Origin of the sequence: Paraburkholderia sp. GAS38 (genome assembly GCF_050434965.1) — a bacterium.
GTDB lineage: Bacteria > Pseudomonadota > Gammaproteobacteria > Burkholderiales > Burkholderiaceae > Paraburkholderia > Paraburkholderia phenazinium_A.
The window spans coordinates 195,308-213,788 of record NZ_JBNDJO010000010.1 but is presented as its reverse complement, the minus strand read 5'-3'; the positions used below and the strand labels follow the sequence as shown (position 1 = coordinate 213,788).

Below are 18,481 nucleotides of genomic sequence, written 5' to 3'. Positions count from 1 at the left end.
TGCGTCCAGCGCGCCGCGACTCGTTTGCGCAACGGCCGGGCGCGCCCAGGCCGCTTAGGAGCGGCGCTCCAGCACGGCAGCGAAGAAGCCATCGGTGGCGTGGCGGTGCGGCCACAGCGACAGGTAGTCGCCCATCTCCAGCTCGACACGCTGCTCGGCCAGCACTTCGCCCGCCGGCACCACGGCAAAGCCGGGGTGATTGGCGAGGAACTGCTCGACGATGGTTTCGTTTTCGGCTTCCAGAATGCTGCAGGTCGCGTAGACGAGCCGGCCGCCCACCTTCACGAGACGCGCGGCGCTCGTCAGGATGGACAACTGCTTGGGCGCCAGTTCGGCGATGGATTCCGGCGACTGGCGCCATTTCAGATCCGGATTGCGCCGCAGCGTGCCGAGACCGCTGCACGGCGCATCCACCAGCACGCGGTCGATCTTGCCCGCCAGACGCTTGATCTTGGCGTCATGCTCGCTGTCGATCAGCACCGGGTTGACGTTCGACAGCCCGCTGCGCGCGAGGCGCGGCTTGAGCTTGGCGAGGCGCCGCTCGGAGATGTCGAACGCATACAGACGGCCCGAGGAGCGCATCATCGCGCCCAGCGCGAGCGTCTTGCCGCCCGCGCCGGCGCAGAAATCGACGATCATCTCGCCCCGCTTGGGCGCCACCAGCGTACACAGCAACTGGCTGCCTTCATCCTGCACTTCGACCCAGCCGTTCTGGAATGCGTCGAGCTTGGTGAGCGGCGGCTTGCCGACCACCCGCACGCCGAACGGCGCAAACGGCGTGGCGCCGGCCTCGATGCCGGCCTTCGACAGCGCGCCGAGCACGTCGTCGCGGCTTGCCTTGATCGGATTGGCGCGCAGGTCGAGCGGCGCCGGATAGTTCAGCGCGGCGGCGAGCTGCGCCAGTTCGTCGGCTTCGAAACGCTTGGAGAGCGCCTGATAGATCCAGTCCGGCAGGTTCATGCGAATCCGCAGCGGCAGGCTCTCCGGGTCGATCTTCGCGACGTGTTCAAGCCAGTTGGACTCGCTGTCGGAGACGAACGGCTTCAGGGCCGAGCGCCCCGCCGTCTGCATCAGGCCCAGCAAGGCCATGCGGCGCGCCGGGCTGCCGGTGCCGCTTTCGGCCAGATGGGCGAACTCCATCCGCCGCCGCAGCACCGCGAACACCGCTTCGGCGATGACGCCGCGCTCGCCGTGCCCGAGCTTCGGGTGGGCGCGGAAAAAACGGCTGGTGGCGGCGTCGGCGGGGCCGGCCAGCTTCAGCACGTCCGCGAGCAGCGTTTCAGTTTGTCCAATCAGAAATCCATGCAGTCTCATACGCCCTCTCCGGCGATCTTGTTGCTATTGATGTCGGCAAAGAGCCATTGCGGCTCCGGCGGCGTGAGCGTGACGCGCAGTCCGTCGAGCGCAAGGCGCCCTTCGACGAACCAGCGCACCGCGCGGGGGTAAATCGTGTGTTCGGTCTCGAGCACGCGCCCGGCCAGCGCCGCGGCGTCGTCGCCCTGCAGCACCGGCACGGCGGATTGCAGCACGATAGGCCCATGATCCAGTTCGGACGTAACAAAATGGACCGACGCGCCGTGCAGCCGCACGCCGGCGTCGAGCGCCTGCTGGTGCGTCTTGAGGCCCGTAAAGCTCGGCAGCAGCGACGGATGAACGTTCAGCATGCGGCCCGCGTAGCGGTCGACAAAGCCGGGCGTCAGCACCCGCATGAAGCCGGCAAGCGCAACCAGATCGGGCGCGAAAGCGTCGATTTCGCGTGCCAGGGCCGCGTCGAAGGTCTCGCGGTCGGAAAACTGGCGGTGGTCGACCACCGCCGTGGCAATGCCGTGCGACGCGGCGAACTCAAGGCCCGCAGCGTCTGGACGGTTGGCAATCACGGCGGCGACTTGCGCCGGCCAGCCTTCGCGCGAACAGGCGCGAACGATGGCTTCCATGTTGCTGCCCCGCCCGGAAATCAGGATGACAAGTTTTTTCATCCGCGGATTTTATCATTCGGGGACCGCCGGAACGGCGCTGCGCCGCCGTGCCTTGCTTTGAGCGTTTATAATCGTGTGTTTTGCGGAGTCCGGTCCGTCCCTGCCGGCCGCCCTTGCGGTCCGGCATGATACGTTACCGTTATGGACGCCGTCACACGTCGCCGTTACACGCCGTCCCCACACACAACGTCGCCCAACACGCTATTGTGAGAGTCTTCCGCGGTCTTCCCAATGCCGAGAGTCGTGCGCCCTGCGCACTGACCATCGGCAACTTCGACGGTGTCCACCGCGGCCATCAGGCTTTGCTCGCCCATGTGCGGGCCGCCGCCGACGCCCGCGGCCTGCCCGTTTGCGTGATGACCTTCGAGCCGCACCCGCGTGAATTCTTCAATCCGGCCGGCGCCCCGCCGCGGATCGCCATGTTGCGCGACAAGCTCGAGGCGCTGCGCACCAATGGCGTCGACCGGGTGGTGGTCGAGCATTTCAACCACACCTTCGCCAGCCAGTCGCCGGATGCGTTCGTCGAGCGGATCATCGTCAACGGCTTGCACGCGCGCTGGGTGATGATCGGCGACGATTTCCGCTATGGCTCGAAGCGCGCGGGCGATTTCGAATCGCTCAAGGCCGCCGGCCTGCAGCACGGTTTCGAAGTCGAACAGATGGCCACCGTCGCGGATCCGTCCGGTGCGCGCATCTCCAGCTCCGGCGTGCGCGCGGCCCTGATTGCCGGCGACCTCGACTCGGCGCGCGCCGCGCTGGGCCGCGATTACCTGATCAGCGGCCACGTCGTCCACGGCATGAAGCTGGGCCGCGACCTCGGCTTTCCCACGCTGAACCTGCCGATCGCCCACAAGCGCCCGGCGCTGGCGGGGATTTTCGTGGTCCGCGTGCACGGCATCGCAGCGGAGCCGTTGCCGGGCGTCGCCAGCCTCGGCTTGCGTCCCACCGTCGACGACTCCGGCCGCGTGCTGCTCGAGGTGCACCTGCTCGACTGGCACGGCGACGCGTATGGCAAACTCGTACGCGTCGAATTTCTGAAGAAGCTGCGTGACGAGGAGAAGTACGTCGACCTCGAAACGCTGACCGCCGCCATTGCGCGCGACGTCGCCAACGCGCGTGCGTGGTTCGCGGCGGTGGGCACCGGCGCGCCGGGCAGCCGCTCCACCGGCTTTGCCACTTCAGCCACCGACCGAATTAGATAGCCGCCGCGGTACGTGCCGGCGCTGTCAGCATCAAGCGTCGCACGTACCCTCCGCCGCGCGCATCGAAGGGCGTCCGTGGATCACGCGACTTGCCTGCCGGGCGCGCAACGCCCCGCGCATCGTGCGCATATTGCGCCTTTAGTGCGCATCGAAAGAATTCACCGCGACCACACCATGAGCAACAAGAAAGCCGATTCGAAACCGCAGTCCCGATACCCGGTCAACCTGCTCGACACGCCGTTCCCGATGCGTGGCGACCTGCCCAAACGCGAGCCGCAATGGGTCAAGGAATGGCAGGAGCGCAAGGTCTACGAAACGATCCGCGCCGCCTCCAAGGGCCGCAAGAAGTTCATCCTGCACGACGGCCCGCCGTATGCGAACGGCGACATCCACCTCGGCCACGCGGTGAACAAGATCCTCAAGGACATGGTCGTCAAGTCGCGCAACATGGCGGGCTTCGACGCGGCCTACGTGCCGGGCTGGGACTGCCACGGCATGCCGATCGAAATCCAGATCGAAAAGCAGTTCGGCAAGTCGCTGCCGGCCGCCGAGGTCATGCAGAAAGCGCGCGCCTACGCCACCGAGCAGATCGAGAAGCAGAAGGTCGGCTTCCGCCGTCTGGGCGTACTCGGAGAGTGGGACAACCCGTACAAGACCATGAACTTCACGAACGAAGCCGGCGAAATCCGCGCGCTCGCGAAGATCATCGAAAAGGGCTACGTGTTCCGCGGCCTGAAGCCGGTGAACTGGTGTTTCGACTGCGGCTCGGCGCTGGCTGAGGCGGAAGTCGAGTACAAGGACAAGACCGATCCGACCATCGACGTGCTGTTCGCCTTCGCCGAGCCGGAAAAGACCGCGCAAGCATTCGGCCTCGCGGCGTTGCCGAGCAGCGAAGGCGGCATCGTGATCTGGACCACGACGCCGTGGACGATACCCGCCAACCAGGCGCTGAACGTCCACCCGGAGATCGTCTACGCGCTGGTGGAAACGCCGCGCGGCCTGCTGATCCTCGCGCAAGAGCGTGTCGAAGCGTGCCTCAAGCAATACGGCCTCGAAGGCAGCGTCGTCGCCACCACCGCGGGCGCCAGGCTCGCCAACCTGCGTTTCCATCACCCGCTCGCTTCGGCGCATCCGAGCTACAAGCGCACGGCGCCGGTCTATCTCGGCGACTACGTGACGACGGAAACCGGCACCGGCATCGTGCACTCGTCGCCCGCCTATGGCGTGGAAGACTTCGTGTCGTGCAAGGCGCACGGCATGGCCGATTCGGACATCGTCAGTCCGGTGATGGGCGACGGCCGTTATATCGAATCGCTCGCGCTGTTCGGCGGCCTGTCCATCTGGGCGGCCAATCCGAAGATCGTCGAAGCGCTTGAAGCGGCCGGCTCGCTGCTGCGCACGGAAAAGTACACGCACAGCTACATGCACTGCTGGCGCCACAAGACGCCGATTATCTACCGCGCCACCTCGCAGTGGTTCGCCGGCATGGACGTGAAGCCGAACGACACCGACAAGACGCTGCGCGAAACCGCTCTGGAAGGTATCGAGAACACGGCGTTCTATCCGTCGTGGGGCAAGCAGCGTCTGTTCAGCATGATCGCCAACCGTCCTGACTGGACGCTGTCGCGCCAACGCCAATGGGGCGTGCCGATGGCCTTCTTCGTGCACAAGGAAACCGGCGAGCTGCATCCGCGCACGCTGGCGCTGCTCGAAGAAGTCGCGCAACGCGTCGAGAAGGCCGGCATCGAAGCGTGGCAAACGCTCGATCCGCGCGAACTGCTCGGCGACGACGCCAACATGTACGAAAAGAACCGCGACACGCTCGACGTGTGGTTCGATTCCGGCACGACGCATTGGCACGTACTGCGCGGCTCGCACAAGGACGAGCTGCAGTTCCCGGCCGACCTGTATCTGGAAGGCTCGGACCAGCACCGCGGCTGGTTCCATTCGTCGCTGCTGACGGCGTCGATGCTCGACGGCCGGCCGCCGTACAACGCGCTGCTGACGCACGGCTTCACCGTCGACGGCGAAGGCCGCAAGATGAGCAAGTCGCTTGGCAACGGCATCGATCCGGAGGAAGTCGCGAACCGTCTCGGCGCGGAAATCATCCGCCTGTGGATCGCTTCGACCGACTACTCGGGCGAGCTGGCTATCTCCGAGGAAATCCTGAAGCGCGTGACGGAAGGCTACCGCCGCATCCGCAATACGCTGCGCTTCCTGCTCGCGAATCTGTCGGACTTCGACTTCGAGAAACACGCGCGTCCGGAAGAAGACTGGCTCGAGATCGACCGTTATGCGGTGGCGCTGTCGGCCAATCTGCAGACGGACATCCTCGCGCACTACGACAAGTACGAGTTCCACCCGGTCGTGGCCAAGCTGCAGACGTTCTGCTCGGAAGACCTCGGCGGTTTCTACCTCGACGTGCTGAAGGACCGCCTGTACACCACGGCGGCCGATTCCGTCGCCCGCCGCGCCGCACAGACCGCGCTGTATCACATCGCCCACGGCCTGCTGCGCATCATGGCGCCGTTCCTGTCGTTCACCGCGGAAGAAGCGTGGAAGGTGTTCCAGCCGAACAGCGAAACCATCTTCACGGAGACGTATCACGCCTATCCGGAAGTCGCGGATGCCGCCGCGCTGCTCGACAAGTGGACGCTGCTGCGCGCGGTGCGCAGCGACGTCACCAAGGCGCTGGAAGAAGCGCGCGTCGCGAACCTGATCGGCTCGTCGCTGCAGGCGGAAGTCGAAATCCGCGCGAGCGGCGCGCGTCATGACGCGCTGGCGAGCCTCGGCGCGGATCTGAAGTTCGTGCTGATCACGTCCTCGGCGACGGTCGTGAAGGTGGCGAGCGAAGCGGACGAAGGCGTCGAAGTGAGCGCCTCGAGGTATCTGAAGTGCGAACGCTGCTGGCACTACCGCGCGGACGTCGGCGAGAACGCTGAGCACCCCACGCTGTGCGGCCGGTGCTTCAGCAACCTGTTCGGAAGCGGTGAAACGAGGAGCGCGGCATAATGGCAAGAACCCTGTCGAAACCCGCCAGCGGTTCGCTGGCACCGTGGCTTGGCGTGGCGCTGATCGTCATCCTGTTTGATCAGCTCACGAAAATCGCTATCCAGAAGGTGTTTGCCTACGGCGTCCCGCATGCGGTCGCGCCGTTTTTCAACCTCATTCTGGTGTACAACCGCGGCGCCGCCTTCAGCTTCCTCGCCATGGCGGGTGGTTGGCAGCGCTGGGCCTTCACGGGCCTTGGCGTGGTCGCGGCGCTGGTGATTTGCTACCTGCTCAAGCGTCACGGCGGGCAGAAGCTGTTCTGCACCGCCCTGGCGCTGATTCTCGGCGGGGCGCTCGGTAACGTGATCGACCGGCTGGCTTATGGCCACGTGATCGACTTCCTCGATTTTCACGTGGGCAGCTGGCACTGGCCGGCGTTCAACCTCGCCGACAGCGCGATTACGATCGGCGCGATACTGCTCGTACTCGACGAATTGCGGCGCGTGCGCGGCTCGCGCTAACGCCGCGAGTTTCGGGGCTGGCGCGCCTGGCCGGCCATCATGCTTTGTCTCGGAGGCTTGCGTTGGCAACCGCAGAACTCGCAGGAAAACATCTCGTCCTCGGCCTCTCCGGCGGGATTGCCTGCTACAAGATCGCCGAACTCACGCGTCTGCTGACCAAGGCAGGCGCAACCGTGCAGGTCGTCATGACCGAAGCGGCGACGCAATTCATCACGCCCGTCACCATGCAGGCGCTATCGGGCCGTCCGGTCTACAGCAGCCAGTGGGACGGGCGCGTGCCGAACAACATGGCGCACATCGACCTGTCGCGTGAAGCGGATGCGATCGTGATTGCGCCGGCTTCGACCGATTTCCTCGCCAAGCTGGCACATGGCATGGCCGACGACCTGCTGTCGACGCTGTGCGTCGCACGCGATTGTCCGCTGCTGGTCGTGCCGGCGATGAACCGTCAGATGTGGCAAAACCCGGCCACTCAGCGCAACGTCGCGCAACTGCGCGCGGACGGCGTTGAAGTGCTCGGGCCGGATTCCGGTCCGCAAGCCTGCGGTGAAGTGGGCGATGGCCGGATGCTCGAAGCCGCCGCCACCTACGAGGCGATCGCTTCGTTCTTCCAGCCGAAGATTCTCGCCGGCCGCCGCGTGCTGCTGACCGCCGGCCCCACCTTCGAACCGCTGGATCCGGTGCGCGGCATCACCAACCGCTCGAGCGGCAAGATGGGTTTCGCGCTGGCGCGCGCGGCCCAGCAGGCCGGCGCCGACGTGCATCTGGTAGCCGGTCCGGTCGCGCTCGAAACACCGTGGGGCGTGATCCGCGAGGACGTGCAAACCGCGCAGCAGATGCACGATGCGGTGATGCGCGCCGTGCCCGACTACGACATCTTTATCGGCGTGGCGGCGGTCGCCGACTGGCGCGTCGATCATGTCAGCGAACACAAGATCAAGAAGACCGCTGAGCGTGCCATGCCCACGTTCAGCTTCGTCGAAAATCCGGACATCCTTGCCGCAGTGGCGAAGCTGCCTCACCCGCCTTTCTGCGTCGGTTTTGCGGCGGAAAGCGGCGACCTGGAAGTCCACGGCGAAGAAAAGCGCGTGCGCAAGAATGTGCCGCTGCTGATCGGCAATCTGGGCCCATTGACCTTCGGCCTCGACGACAACGAAGTGGTCCTGTTCGAGGCCGGCGCCGCGACGAAGCTGCCGCGCGCGGACAAGCAGGCGCTTGCGAGCGCATTGATTGCCGAAATCGCGAAGCGGTTGCCCGATACGAGCCTGATCCGGTAACGCTCGGGCAACTGAGCAGTCCTCTTTGCCGGAACCTTGAGTCACACTGGAGCAGTACTGTCATGACGCTACTATCCGTGCTCGATCAAACGCCCGTGATCGACGGGCACTCAGTGGCGGACGCCATCGCCGCCACCGTTGAACTCGCGCAACTCGCCGACGATCTCGGCTACACGCGCTACTGGTGCGCCGAGCATCACGGGCTGCGCGGCGTGTCGAACCCCTGCCCCGAGGTGATGCTGGCGCGCCTTGGCAGCGTCACGCAACGGATTCGCCTCGGCTCCGGCGGCGTGATGCTGCCGTACTACAGCCCGTTCAAGGTCGCCGAGCAGTTCATGATGCTCGAAGCGCTGTTTCCCAATCGCATCGACCTCGGCGTCGGCCGCGCGCCTGGCGGCGATATGCGCACGGCACAGGCCGTCGCCGCCGGCGACTACAACCGTGGCGACATCTTCCCGCAGCAGGTCGCCGATCTGGTCGGGCTGATGAAGGGCACGCTGCCGGCCGATCACGTCGCACAGGGTGTGCTGCTGCAGCCGCAGGTCGAGACTCGCCCGCAGTTATGGGTGCTGGGTTCGAGCGAATTCGGTGGACTGCTCGCCGCGCAACTCGGCATTCGCTTCGCGTTCGCGCATTTCATCAACGCGCATTTCGGCCATCAGGTGGCGCACGCGTATCGCGAGCGCTTCAAGGCCGGTAACGAAGCGCAGCCCTATCTGGCCGCCGCTGTATTCGTGATCTGCGCCGACACCGAACAGGAAGCGGCCGATCTGGAAAAAGCCGTCGATCTGCGCCGCGTGCAGATGGCCTATGGTCTGAACGCACCGATTCCCAACATCGAACAAGGCCTTGCCCAGGAGTACGGCGAACGCGAAAAGCTGGTGATCGACCGCGAGAAGCCACGCAGCATCATCGGCACGCCGGAGCAGGTGACCGAGCGCATGCTCGACCTGCAGGCGCAGTTCCAGGCCGACGAACTGGTGGTGCTGACCGTAGCGGGCAGTTACCGCGCGCGGCTGCGTTCGTACGAACTTCTTGCCGACGCGTTCCAGCTCGGACGCTAAAGCAACGCTGAGCCTTTCCCCTCTTCCCACCCATTGATTCGAACTGCATGAAACTCGACCTGAAGATTCTCGACGCGCGCATGCGCGACCAACTCCCGGCATACGCCACGACCGGTAGCGCGGGCCTCGATCTGCGCGCGTGCCTCGACGAACCGCTGACGCTGCAACCCGGCGAAACGGCGCTGGTGCCGACGGGTCTGGCAATTCACGTGGGCGATTCGGGATATGCAGCGCTGATCCTGCCGCGCTCGGGGCTGGGACATAAGCACGGTATCGTGCTCGGTAATCTGGTGGGGCTGATCGACTCGGATTACCAGGGGCAACTGATGATCTCGACATGGAATCGCGGACAGACCACGTTCACGCTGAATCCGATGGAGCGGCTGGCGCAACTCGTGATCGTGCCGGTGGTGCAGGCCGAATTCAACATCGTCGACGATTTCGAAACCAGCGAGCGTGGCGTGGGTGGGTTCGGGAGTACCGGCAAGCACTGAGGTTTTTTCCAAAGCGCTCGTACCTGGCAGAGGCGGTACAGTTGGCACCGCGCTTATCTGACTGACGCGCATAAAAAAACGGCGTGGGCTTTTAGGCCCGCGCCGTTTTGCTTTGCTAGCTACGTAGCGCTAAGCGCTTATTCGACTTCGATCGCCTCCGGATTCGGATTACGCGGCGCCGGTTGCTCGTCGAACGTGAGCTGCACCTTGTCTTCCGCATCCACGTCGACCGTCACGCGGCCGCCGCTCATCAGCTTGCCGAACAGCAGTTCGTCCGCCAGTGCACGACGGATCGTGTCCTGGATCAGACGCTGCATCGGACGCGCGCCCATCAGCGGATCGAAACCGTGCTTGGCGAGATGCTTGCGCAGCGCGTCGGTGAAGAGCGCGTCCACCTTCTTCTCGTGCAACTGGTCTTCGAGCTGCATCAGGAACTTGTCGACCACACGCATGATGATTTCCTCATCGAGCGAGCGGAAGCTGATGGTTGCGTCCAGACGGTTACGGAACTCCGGCGTGAACATGCGCTTGATGTCGACCATTTCGTCGCCGGTTTCGCGGCGCGTCGTGAAGCCGATCACCGACTTGCCCATTGCCTCGGCACCCGCGTTCGTCGTCATGATGATGATGACGTTGCGGAAATCTGCCTTGCGACCGTTGTTGTCCGTCAGCGTGCCGTGGTCCATCACCTGCAGCAGCACGTTGTAGATGTCCGGATGCGCCTTTTCGATTTCGTCGAGCAGCAGCACGCAATGCGGCTTCTTCGTCACGGCTTCGGTCAGCAGACCGCCCTGATCGAAACCGACATAGCCCGGCGGCGCGCCGATCAAACGGCTCACCGCATGACGCTCCATGTACTCGGACATGTCAAAGCGGATCAGCTCGATACCCAGCGTGAACGCCAGTTGCTTCGCCACTTCGGTCTTGCCGACACCCGTCGGACCGGAGAACAGGAACGCGCCGATCGGCTTGTCCAGCTTGCCGAGGCCTGCGCGCGCCATCTTGATCGCGGCCGACAGTGCGTCGATGGCCGGGTCTTGCCCGAACACCACACTCTTCAGGTCGCGGTCCAGCGTCTGCAGCTTGCTGCGATCGTCTTGCGACACGCTTTGCGGCGGGACACGCGCGATCTTCGAGATGATTTCCTCAATCTCGCCCTTGCCGATGGTCTTCTTCTGCTTCGACTTCGGCAGGATGCGTTGTGCCGCGCCGGCTTCGTCGATCACGTCGATGGCCTTGTCCGGCAGATGACGATCCGTGATGAAGCGTGCCGACAGCTCAGCAGCCGCCGACAGCGCACCCGACGAGTACTTCACGCCGTGATGCTCTTCGAAGCGCGACTTCAGGCCGCGCAGGATCGCCACCGTCTGTTCGACGGTCGGCTCGGTCACATCCACTTTCTGGAAGCGGCGTGACAGGGCCGCATCTTTTTCGAAGATGCCGCGGTATTCGGTGAACGTCGTCGCGCCGATGCACTTGAGCGTGCCCGACGACAACGCCGGCTTCAGCAGATTCGACGCGTCCAGCGTACCGCCCGAGGCCGCGCCCGCGCCGATCAGCGTATGAATTTCGTCGATGAACAGGATGGCATGCGGACGTTCCTTCAATTCCTTGAGGACCGTCTTCAGACGTTGCTCGAAATCGCCGCGATACTTCGTGCCGGCCAGCAACGCGCCCATGTCGAGCGAGTACACCTGGGCGTCGGCCAGAATATCCGGCACTTCGCCGCGCGTAATGCGCCAGGCGAGCCCTTCGGCGATCGCCGTCTTGCCGACGCCGGCCTCACCGACCAGTAGCGGATTGTTCTTGCGCCGGCGGCACAGCACCTGCACCACGCGCTCGACTTCCGACTCGCGACCGATCAGCGGATCGATGCGGCCGTCTTTCGCCATCTGGTTCAGATTCTGCGTGAATTGGGCGAGCGGCGTTTCTTTCTGCGCGGCCGCTTCGTCAGACTCGGCGTTGGCATCGCTCGCCTTGGCGGCGTCGGTGCTGCTGGTCTTGGCAATGCCGTGCGAGATGAAATTCACCACGTCCAGACGCGTCACACCCTGCTGTTGCAGGTAGTAGACCGCGTGCGAATCCTTTTCGCCGAAGATCGCCACCAGCACGTTCGCGCCGGTCACTTCCTTCTTGCCGTTCGAGGTGGACTGCACATGCATGATGGCACGCTGGATCACGCGCTGGAAACCCAGCGTGGGCTGCGTGTCGACGTCGTCCGTGCCAGGCACGGTTGGCGTGTTGTCATGAATGAAGTTGCGCAGGTTCTGGCGCAGATCCTCGATGTTGGCCGCGCAGGCGCGTAACACCTCTGCCGCCGTCGGATTGTCCAACAGGGCCAGTAAAAGATGTTCGACCGTAATGAACTCGTGCCGCGCCTGGCGTGCTTCCATGAACGCCATGTGCAAGCTGACTTCCAGTTCCTGGGCAATCATGCTTCCTCCATCACACACTGCAGCGGATGCCCGGCCTGCCGTGCGTGGGTAACGACTTGCTCGACTTTGGTCGACGCGATGTCCCGCGTATAGACCCCACAAACTCCCCTGCCTTCGCGATGCACCTTCAGCATAATCTGCGTTGCGGTTTCACGATCTTTATTGAAGTATTCCTGCACGATCATCACGACAAATTCCATTGGCGTGAAGTCGTCGTTCAACAGCACCACCTTATACATGGAGGGCGGTTTCAGCTTTTTTTCCTGCCGCTCCAGTACGGTGCCGTCCTGCTTGTCCGGGATAATTGCCATACACCCATTCTAAACAACTCGCACAGGCCCGCAATCCTGTCAAAACCCGACCGGCTGGCCGGCGTTCCCATTCGCCTCCACATGACGGCACTGCCTGTCACGCGTGCGCCTTGCACGGAGCCGATTGCGGAGCCGGCCCTCCTGGAATTTCGTTGCTTCTGCTGTTGCAGTGCACTTGGATCGAGTATCGCACAACCTGCCGCAGCAAGCTGAACGTGTGCGCGGCAGCCTCCCGCAAAACGCCGGGCTGCCCCAAGTTTGCTGGCCCCGAGGGGCCCCGCGCGAAGAGACAGGTCCGGGGCGCTCGCGCGCCACCTGATCCTGATACGGTAAGACTTGCGGGAGCACCGACCCGCAGAACAGCATGTGAGTCGATTATGCGACTTTTCAAGACGGGACGCTTGCGCCACCGCACATAAGAAAAGCGGTAAAAACCCTGGAAATGGGATGTTTGCAACGCCGTTGGAGGCGTCTCAAAATTTTCTTGACACTCGAATAAAGAGCCTCAACAATCAAGCTGGCACTTTTTTCAGTCAGCCACAAATTCGAAAAAATGCCGATGGTGAGCTTGTGAGGAGGGAGCGGCTGCAGACTGCGGCCGTTAAGCTTTTCGAGGGCTCGTGGTGGTGTCATGAGTTACAGGGGAAGTAGGTATGGCAACTGGTACGGTCAAATGGTTCAATGACGCGAAAGGTTTCGGATTCATTACGCCCGACGAAGGCGGTGAGGATCTGTTTGCACACTTTTCGGCCATCCAGATGAATGGGTTCAAAACCCTGAAGGAAGGTCAAAAGGTCAGCTTTGAGGTCGTGCAAGGCCCCAAAGGCAAGCAGGCATCGAACATCCAGGCCGCTGCCTGAATCTGTTCGATACCCGTACCCTGGAAACCCGGCTTCGTGCCGGGTTTCTTCATTCTGGGGACGCGTTTTGCGCGGCCCGCGTTGCCGGCGTTGCGCGCGGGCCATCCGCGGGTCGGTTGGGGCGCGCCGTCAGATCACTTTGAGCATGCCCATCATGCCGAGGTCCTCGTGTTCGAGGATGTGGCAGTGGAACATCCGCTCGCCCGCCTGGTTCTGCATCGTAGCGATGCGCACCGTTTCACCCGGTTGCACGTTGACGGTATCGCGCCACGCCAGATAAGGCTCAGGCGTCACGACACCCGCCTGTTCGCGCTCGAGTATCTGAAATTGCGTGCCGTGCAGATGGAACGGGTGATCCATATCCGTGCGGTTTTCAATCGACCAGCGTTCGACCTCGCCGCGGCGGCTGGTCAGCGTGATGCGCCGGGGATCGAAGCTCGCGCCGTTGATCATGAAGGTCATACCGGCAGGCATGCCGTTGCGGGACGCGCCGGGACGGTGCATCGCGGCCATGTCCATCCGCTCCGAAAACACCACGGATTTTTGGCTGACGGGCGCTCCGAGTGGAGAGATCTCACGCAGCGTCGTGGGAATGGCTACCGCGCGACCGGGCGCGTTTGGCGTGCGCGGTTCGAACTGCACATCGGCAAGCGGGTGGGCGGAATCGGGCGGCAGACTGCCGTGCGACATGGCCATCTTGCGGCGGTCGTAGACCTCGGCGCTCAGGACTGCGCGCGCAGACTGGGCAGACATCGCGGACCGGTCTGGCTGCGCAGATTCGCCGGATTGCGGCTGCCCTCCGGCCTCGCGCGTCCCCCCCACGCTCCGGACAATCAACTCTGCACGCTCGCCGGGCGCCAGCAACAGCTCGGTCAGACCTTCGCGCGCCTGCTGCAGCAGGCCACCGTCCGTCCCCACCTGCGTAAAGGTGCGCCCCTCCCCTAGCGACAATCTCAGATAACGGGCATTGCAGGCATTCCATACGCGCCAGCGTTCGTCCGCCGCCATCACGATGAGCGGACGCCGCGCGCCGTTGACCAGCACGAACTGCCCTTCGCGGCCGTTCATCCAGTCCATCATGTCGTTCGGCGCAATCGTGCCGTCGCTCGCGAGCTTCAGATCGGAGAAGAACAGATGGCGCTCGGGCCAGCCGGCGAGCGGATCGACGGCCGCGCGGACCACGATCGGCCCCGCGAGTCCGCGAAACACCTGTTCGGCCGACATCATATGCGGATGAGGGTGATACCAGTAAGTGCCGGCGCTGCCCGGCGGCAGTGTGAAGCGGTAGATGCGCGAGGCGCCCGGCGCGACCGGGTCCGACGGATTGCCGTCCTGGTCCGGCGGCACCGGCAAACCGTGCCAATGGATCGTCGACGCTTGTGGCAAGCGGTTCACGAAGCGGATTTCAACCGTGTCACCCTCGCGCACGTCGATCAGCGGTCCGACAACCTGGCCTTGCATGGCCGCGGTGTCCGGATGGTCGCCGGCCTGTCCGTACTGCCAGAAGGTCGTCGGGTGGCCGGGCATGAGCGTATGTTGCGCCGGTTGCGCGACCAGCGTGGCCCGGAACACGCCCGCCTCACGGCTTTCGTTGACCAGCGTGCGCAATGCGGCAAGCGGCGCGCCGGACGGCAACGCGTCGGGCGCGGCCAGCGCCGCGGCGCCCGGTGTGCGGCCTTGCGCCATGCCGGGCATCCCCGGCATATCGGACATGCCTTGCATGCCGCTCATGCCGGACATGTCGCGCATCCCATGCGCCGCGTCTTGCGCAAGCGCATGACGTCCAAACAGCGACGCCGCGGCGACACTCAGCGCGCGGACGAGAAATTCCCTGCGAATCATCGATCGTTTCCTCTGTTGGAGCACGCGCAGAGCAGCCTGCTCAAGGCGCGCCATCATTCCGGGCCCGCATGGCGGGCCATACGGGTCAGCAAGCGTCGTCTGTACATGATCATGGACAGGCGACGCCGGAAACGATCAGCCGATGGGCGGCGGTACAGGAGGAGCGTGGGTCACGCCGTCACGCCGTGGCTCGGCAAACGGCGGAGGAAGCGTGGTGTCGAGTGAACGCGGTTCGAAACGCGCGGTGGTTAACACAGCACCGCAATGAACGCCGCACGCAGACATGCAGCAGGCGCAGTGGCCATGATCGCGACCACAAAGCGGCTCTCCCGCCACCGCCGTTTCACAGTGGAAAGACAAGCTGGGCGCGCTATGCAACAACGCGCCCCGATTGCTCGCGACTCCCGCCATCTGCATGGCAACGCCTTTGCCCTGCATAGGCATGACATGCTCGTGTGCAAACGCGCCTTGCATGGCTAGCAAGGCAAGGGAAAGCACGATGAGTAATCGCCCGAGACAGATCATGGCGGAAGGTGTCGCGCGTCGCGTGTGCGGGTGGTGGATCGAAGCATCATAGCGCAGAGTGCATGACCTCCTGATACCCCGTTGACGAGCGCGCCAACCGAACAACGCCAAAACCATGCCGCAGCAGCCCCGGCCGCCTTGCAGCGTCGGGCTTGTGCGTTCAGGCTACCGGCGAGCGCCCTCTTGCCTCGCCCCGAGACGGCTCGCGGAGCGCTGCAGTTTCAGACTGCGCGCGAGATCGCCCCGAAACACGGCTACACCCTGATGGGTAAAGTTCGACCGCGTATCGACCGCCGGCGTGATGCCAATGCTCTCGATGCGCCGGCAGAACGCGTAGTCCTCGGACAGGTACACGCGCGTTTGCGGATCGATCATCGTGTCGAAGAACGAATAGTGAAGAGACGCCGCCACGCCCGCATCGTCGTCCTCGCGACCCTGCATCCGCGTGCGGCAGTGAAGCTCCGGAAAGCGCTGGATCAAGGCGCGAAACACCTCGCGCTTGATGAGCATGAATCCGGTGGGCGCGTAGAGGACATCCAGAAAGCCATCCGCGTCGGGCTCGAGCTTGCCGGTGCGCGCCACGGCCGGGTAAGTCGCGAAGCGGGCCTGAAAATCGGCCTTGGTGGTGCCGACCGCCAAAGGTTCGGACAAACCGGAACGCGGCCAGCCGTCCGATTTCAGCGGATACACGCCCGCCACCACCGGCCGGTCCGCCTTCAGAAGCCGCACCACGTCGGCACCCTTGAAACCGATGTCGCCGTCGATCCACATCAGATGCGTGAAGCGGCTGTCCGCGAGGAACTCGGCGACCATCGTGTTGCGGGCGCGAGTAATGAGGCTATCGAAGCTGTTGAAATGCGTCTGCAGACCGAACCCATAACGCTCGGAGGTCTCGTACAGGTCAAGGAGGCCAAGGACATAGTCCGTCGCGACCACCGAGCCATAGCTGGGTGTCGCCACATAAACATTCGCGCGAATCTTCTCGTCCGTCATTCTCTTCCTCTTCGAATATCGAGCGCGCCATGGTGCGGCCAAACCAGCGCCGACGACGCACGTACCAAAGTCGCAAACTTATATCAGAGGGGGTGATTTCGAACCATACGAGCCGAGGCTCTGCGGTTTATCAGGATGTTTTTTTAAGATGACCAATCGGCCTGTAGTCCGTCCTATCGGACTCAAACGAAAAATTAAGAATACCGAATTATTTTTATTTATGAACAGGGCATTAAAACATGGGAGCTGATGCGTCGAGTGATGCAGAGCAACCGTTGTGGGGTCTGCGAAGCTCGTTTGTGAGATGGAGTACTGGATACCCACTGCGACAATTCGTCGCAGTGGCGACAGCGGCGATTGCGATGGCGCATTGCCTGGCGGACCGTCAGTCTGAGCCTCATTCCTTCGCCGGATATTTCGTCATCCATAAGGAATCGCCGGAAGGTAACGAGGTCGCATCCACCTGGACATGCTGATCACGCTCGCGGTACGCGCCGGCCTGCATCCGCGCGTGGCGCTCGAGGCCGCGTGATACACGCTCGATTAAAAAACCCCGGATGCCACAGGCATACCGGGGTTTCTGAGTGAGCCGGCAACAAGCCGAACTTCACGCTCACATATTCTCGATCAACACCTGACCAAAGCCCGAACACGACACTTGCGTCGCGCCTTCCATCAGACGCGCGAAGTCGTAGGTGACGCGCTTTTGCAGAATCGACGCTTCCATCGACTTGATGATGATGTCCGCCGCTTCGAACCAGCCGAGGTGGCGCAGCATCATTTCCGCCGAGAGAATTTCCGAGCCTGGATTCACGTAGTCCTTGCCCGCGTATTTCGGCGCCGTGCCGTGGGTGGCTTCGAACATCGCCACCGAATCCGACAGGTTGGCGCCCGGCGCAATCCCGATACCGCCCACCTGCGCCGCGAGCGCATCCGAAACGTAGTCGCCGTTCAGGTTCAGCGTGGCGATCACGTCGTATTCGGCCGGACGCAGCAGGATCTGCTGCAGGAATGCGTCGGCAATCACGTCCTTGACGACAATGTCGCTACCCGTCTTCGGGTTCTTGAACTTCATCCACGGGCCGCCGTCCACCAGTTCCGCGCCGAATTCCTTCTGCGCCAGCGCGTAGCCCCAGTCACGGAACGCGCCTTCGGTGAACTTCATGATGTTGCCCTTGTGCACCAGCGTGAGCGAGCGGCGATCGTTGTCGATCGCGTACTGAAGCGCCTTGCGCACCAGACGTTCCGTGCCCTCCTGCGACACCGGCTTGATGCCGATGGCCGACGTCTCCGGGAAACGGATCTTCTTCACACCCATTTCTTCGCGCAGGAACTTGATGACCTTCTTGGCCTGTTCGGAACCCGCAGCCCATTCGATACCGGCGTAGATGTCTTCCGAGTTCTCGCGGAAGATCACCATGTTGGTCTTTTCCGGTTCACGCACCGGCGAAGGCACGCCCTTGAAGTACTGCACCGGGCGCAGGCAGACGTACAGATCCAGTTCCTGGCGCAGCGCCACGTTCAGCGAGCGGATGCCACCGCCCACCGGCGTTGTGAGCGGGCCCTTGATCGACACCACGTATTCCTTCACCACGGCCAGCGTTTCTTCCGGCAGCCACACGTCCGGACCATAGACACGGGTCGCCTTCTCGCCGGCAAAGACTTCCATCCAATGGATCTTCTTCTTGCCGGCGTAGGCTTTCTCGACCGCCGCATCGACCACCTTGATCATGACCGGCGTGATGTCGGTACCCGTACCGTCGCCTTCGATGTACGGAATGATCGGTTGGTCAGAAACATTGAGCGAGTAGTCTGCGTTGACAGTGATCTTGTCTCCGCCCGTCGGAACCTTGATGTGCTGATACGGCATGATCGGACTCCAGTGATGGCTGTTCTGGTGAAGCAGATGGGGACTGCGGAACTGGGCGCTCCTCGTTACGCGCAATGCCGAACGCCTGCAAGCGGCCGAACGGCCATTCTAGCCCACGGT

14 protein-coding genes are annotated in these 18,481 nt (G+C 63.5%); 7 read left to right on the top strand and 7 right to left on the bottom strand.

Features of this window, described 5'->3' with window-relative positions; all coding sequences use genetic code 11:
- Positions 1 to 54: 54 nt before the first annotated feature.
- Both P3T42_RS23280 and purN read right to left on the bottom strand, forming a co-directional pair.
- Positions 55 to 1,314, bottom strand: coding sequence for an RsmB/NOP family class I SAM-dependent RNA methyltransferase (locus P3T42_RS23280; protein ID WP_074300575.1), 1,260 nt, complete (start codon positions 1,312 to 1,314; stop codon positions 55 to 57).
- Positions 1,311 to 1,976 (bottom strand): phosphoribosylglycinamide formyltransferase, encoded by a 666-nt coding sequence (purN, locus tag P3T42_RS23275; protein WP_429307363.1) that lies wholly within the window; start codon positions 1,974 to 1,976, stop codon positions 1,311 to 1,313. The genes P3T42_RS23280 and purN overlap by 4 nt, the downstream gene beginning before the upstream one ends.
- Before the next feature lie 206 nt (positions 1,977 to 2,182).
- Between purN and P3T42_RS23270 the strand changes: the two genes are divergently transcribed.
- From P3T42_RS23270 to dut, 6 genes are all read left to right on the top strand, one after another.
- Positions 2,183 to 3,178, top strand: coding sequence for a bifunctional riboflavin kinase/FAD synthetase (locus tag P3T42_RS23270; protein WP_429307362.1), 996 nt, complete (start codon positions 2,183 to 2,185; stop codon positions 3,176 to 3,178).
- 174 nt (positions 3,179 to 3,352) lie between these two features.
- Positions 3,353 to 6,190, top strand: a complete 2,838-nt coding sequence (gene ileS / locus P3T42_RS23265; protein ID WP_429307361.1) for an isoleucine--tRNA ligase — start codon at positions 3,353 to 3,355, stop codon at positions 6,188 to 6,190.
- Complete coding sequence (gene lspA, locus P3T42_RS23260) at positions 6,190 to 6,690, top strand: signal peptidase II (RefSeq protein ID WP_074300578.1); 501 nt, start codon at positions 6,190 to 6,192, stop codon at positions 6,688 to 6,690. The genes ileS and lspA overlap by 1 nt, the downstream gene beginning before the upstream one ends.
- A gap of 62 nt (positions 6,691 to 6,752) precedes the next feature.
- Positions 6,753 to 7,967 (top strand): bifunctional phosphopantothenoylcysteine decarboxylase/phosphopantothenate--cysteine ligase CoaBC, encoded by a 1,215-nt coding sequence (coaBC, locus tag P3T42_RS23255; protein ID WP_074300579.1) that lies wholly within the window; start codon positions 6,753 to 6,755, stop codon positions 7,965 to 7,967.
- Between the two features lie 62 nt (positions 7,968 to 8,029).
- On the top strand, positions 8,030 to 9,031 hold the full coding sequence (locus P3T42_RS23250; protein WP_074300580.1) for an LLM class flavin-dependent oxidoreductase: 1,002 nt from the start codon (positions 8,030 to 8,032) through the stop codon (positions 9,029 to 9,031).
- Positions 9,032 to 9,078: 47 nt separating this feature from the next.
- Positions 9,079 to 9,525 carry a dUTP diphosphatase gene (gene dut, locus P3T42_RS23245; RefSeq protein ID WP_429307360.1) on the top strand — a complete coding sequence of 149 codons (447 nt, stop codon included), beginning with the start codon at positions 9,079 to 9,081 and terminating at the stop codon, positions 9,523 to 9,525.
- Positions 9,526 to 9,662: 137 nt separating this feature from the next.
- Here dut and clpA read toward each other — a convergent pair whose 3' ends face one another.
- Positions 9,663 to 11,960, bottom strand: a complete 2,298-nt coding sequence (clpA, locus tag P3T42_RS23240) for an ATP-dependent Clp protease ATP-binding subunit ClpA (protein ID WP_074300582.1) — start codon at positions 11,958 to 11,960, stop codon at positions 9,663 to 9,665.
- Positions 11,957 to 12,271, bottom strand: a complete 315-nt coding sequence (gene clpS, locus P3T42_RS23235; protein WP_074300583.1) for an ATP-dependent Clp protease adapter ClpS — start codon at positions 12,269 to 12,271, stop codon at positions 11,957 to 11,959. The genes clpA and clpS overlap by 4 nt, the downstream gene beginning before the upstream one ends.
- 653 nt (positions 12,272 to 12,924) lie before the next feature.
- On the opposite strand from clpS, the gene cspD reads away from it, so the two are divergent.
- Positions 12,925 to 13,131 (top strand): cold shock domain-containing protein CspD, encoded by a 207-nt coding sequence (gene cspD, locus P3T42_RS23230; RefSeq protein WP_017776809.1) that lies wholly within the window; start codon positions 12,925 to 12,927, stop codon positions 13,129 to 13,131.
- Positions 13,132 to 13,260: 129 nt separating this feature from the next.
- Here cspD and P3T42_RS23225 read toward each other — a convergent pair whose 3' ends face one another.
- The 3 genes from P3T42_RS23225 to icd form a co-directional block, all read right to left on the bottom strand.
- A complete protein-coding gene (locus P3T42_RS23225) occupies positions 13,261 to 14,973 on the bottom strand; it encodes a multicopper oxidase family protein (RefSeq protein ID WP_429307359.1) in 1,713 nt (570 codons plus the stop codon).
- Between the two features lie 690 nt (positions 14,974 to 15,663).
- On the bottom strand, positions 15,664 to 16,491 hold the full coding sequence (locus tag P3T42_RS23220) for a hypothetical protein (RefSeq protein ID WP_074300586.1): 828 nt from the start codon (positions 16,489 to 16,491) through the stop codon (positions 15,664 to 15,666).
- 613 nt (positions 16,492 to 17,104) lie between these two features.
- Positions 17,105 to 18,361 carry an NADP-dependent isocitrate dehydrogenase gene (icd, locus tag P3T42_RS23215; protein WP_074300587.1) on the bottom strand — a complete coding sequence of 419 codons (1,257 nt, stop codon included), beginning with the start codon at positions 18,359 to 18,361 and terminating at the stop codon, positions 17,105 to 17,107.
- Positions 18,362 to 18,481: the final 120 nt, after the last annotated feature.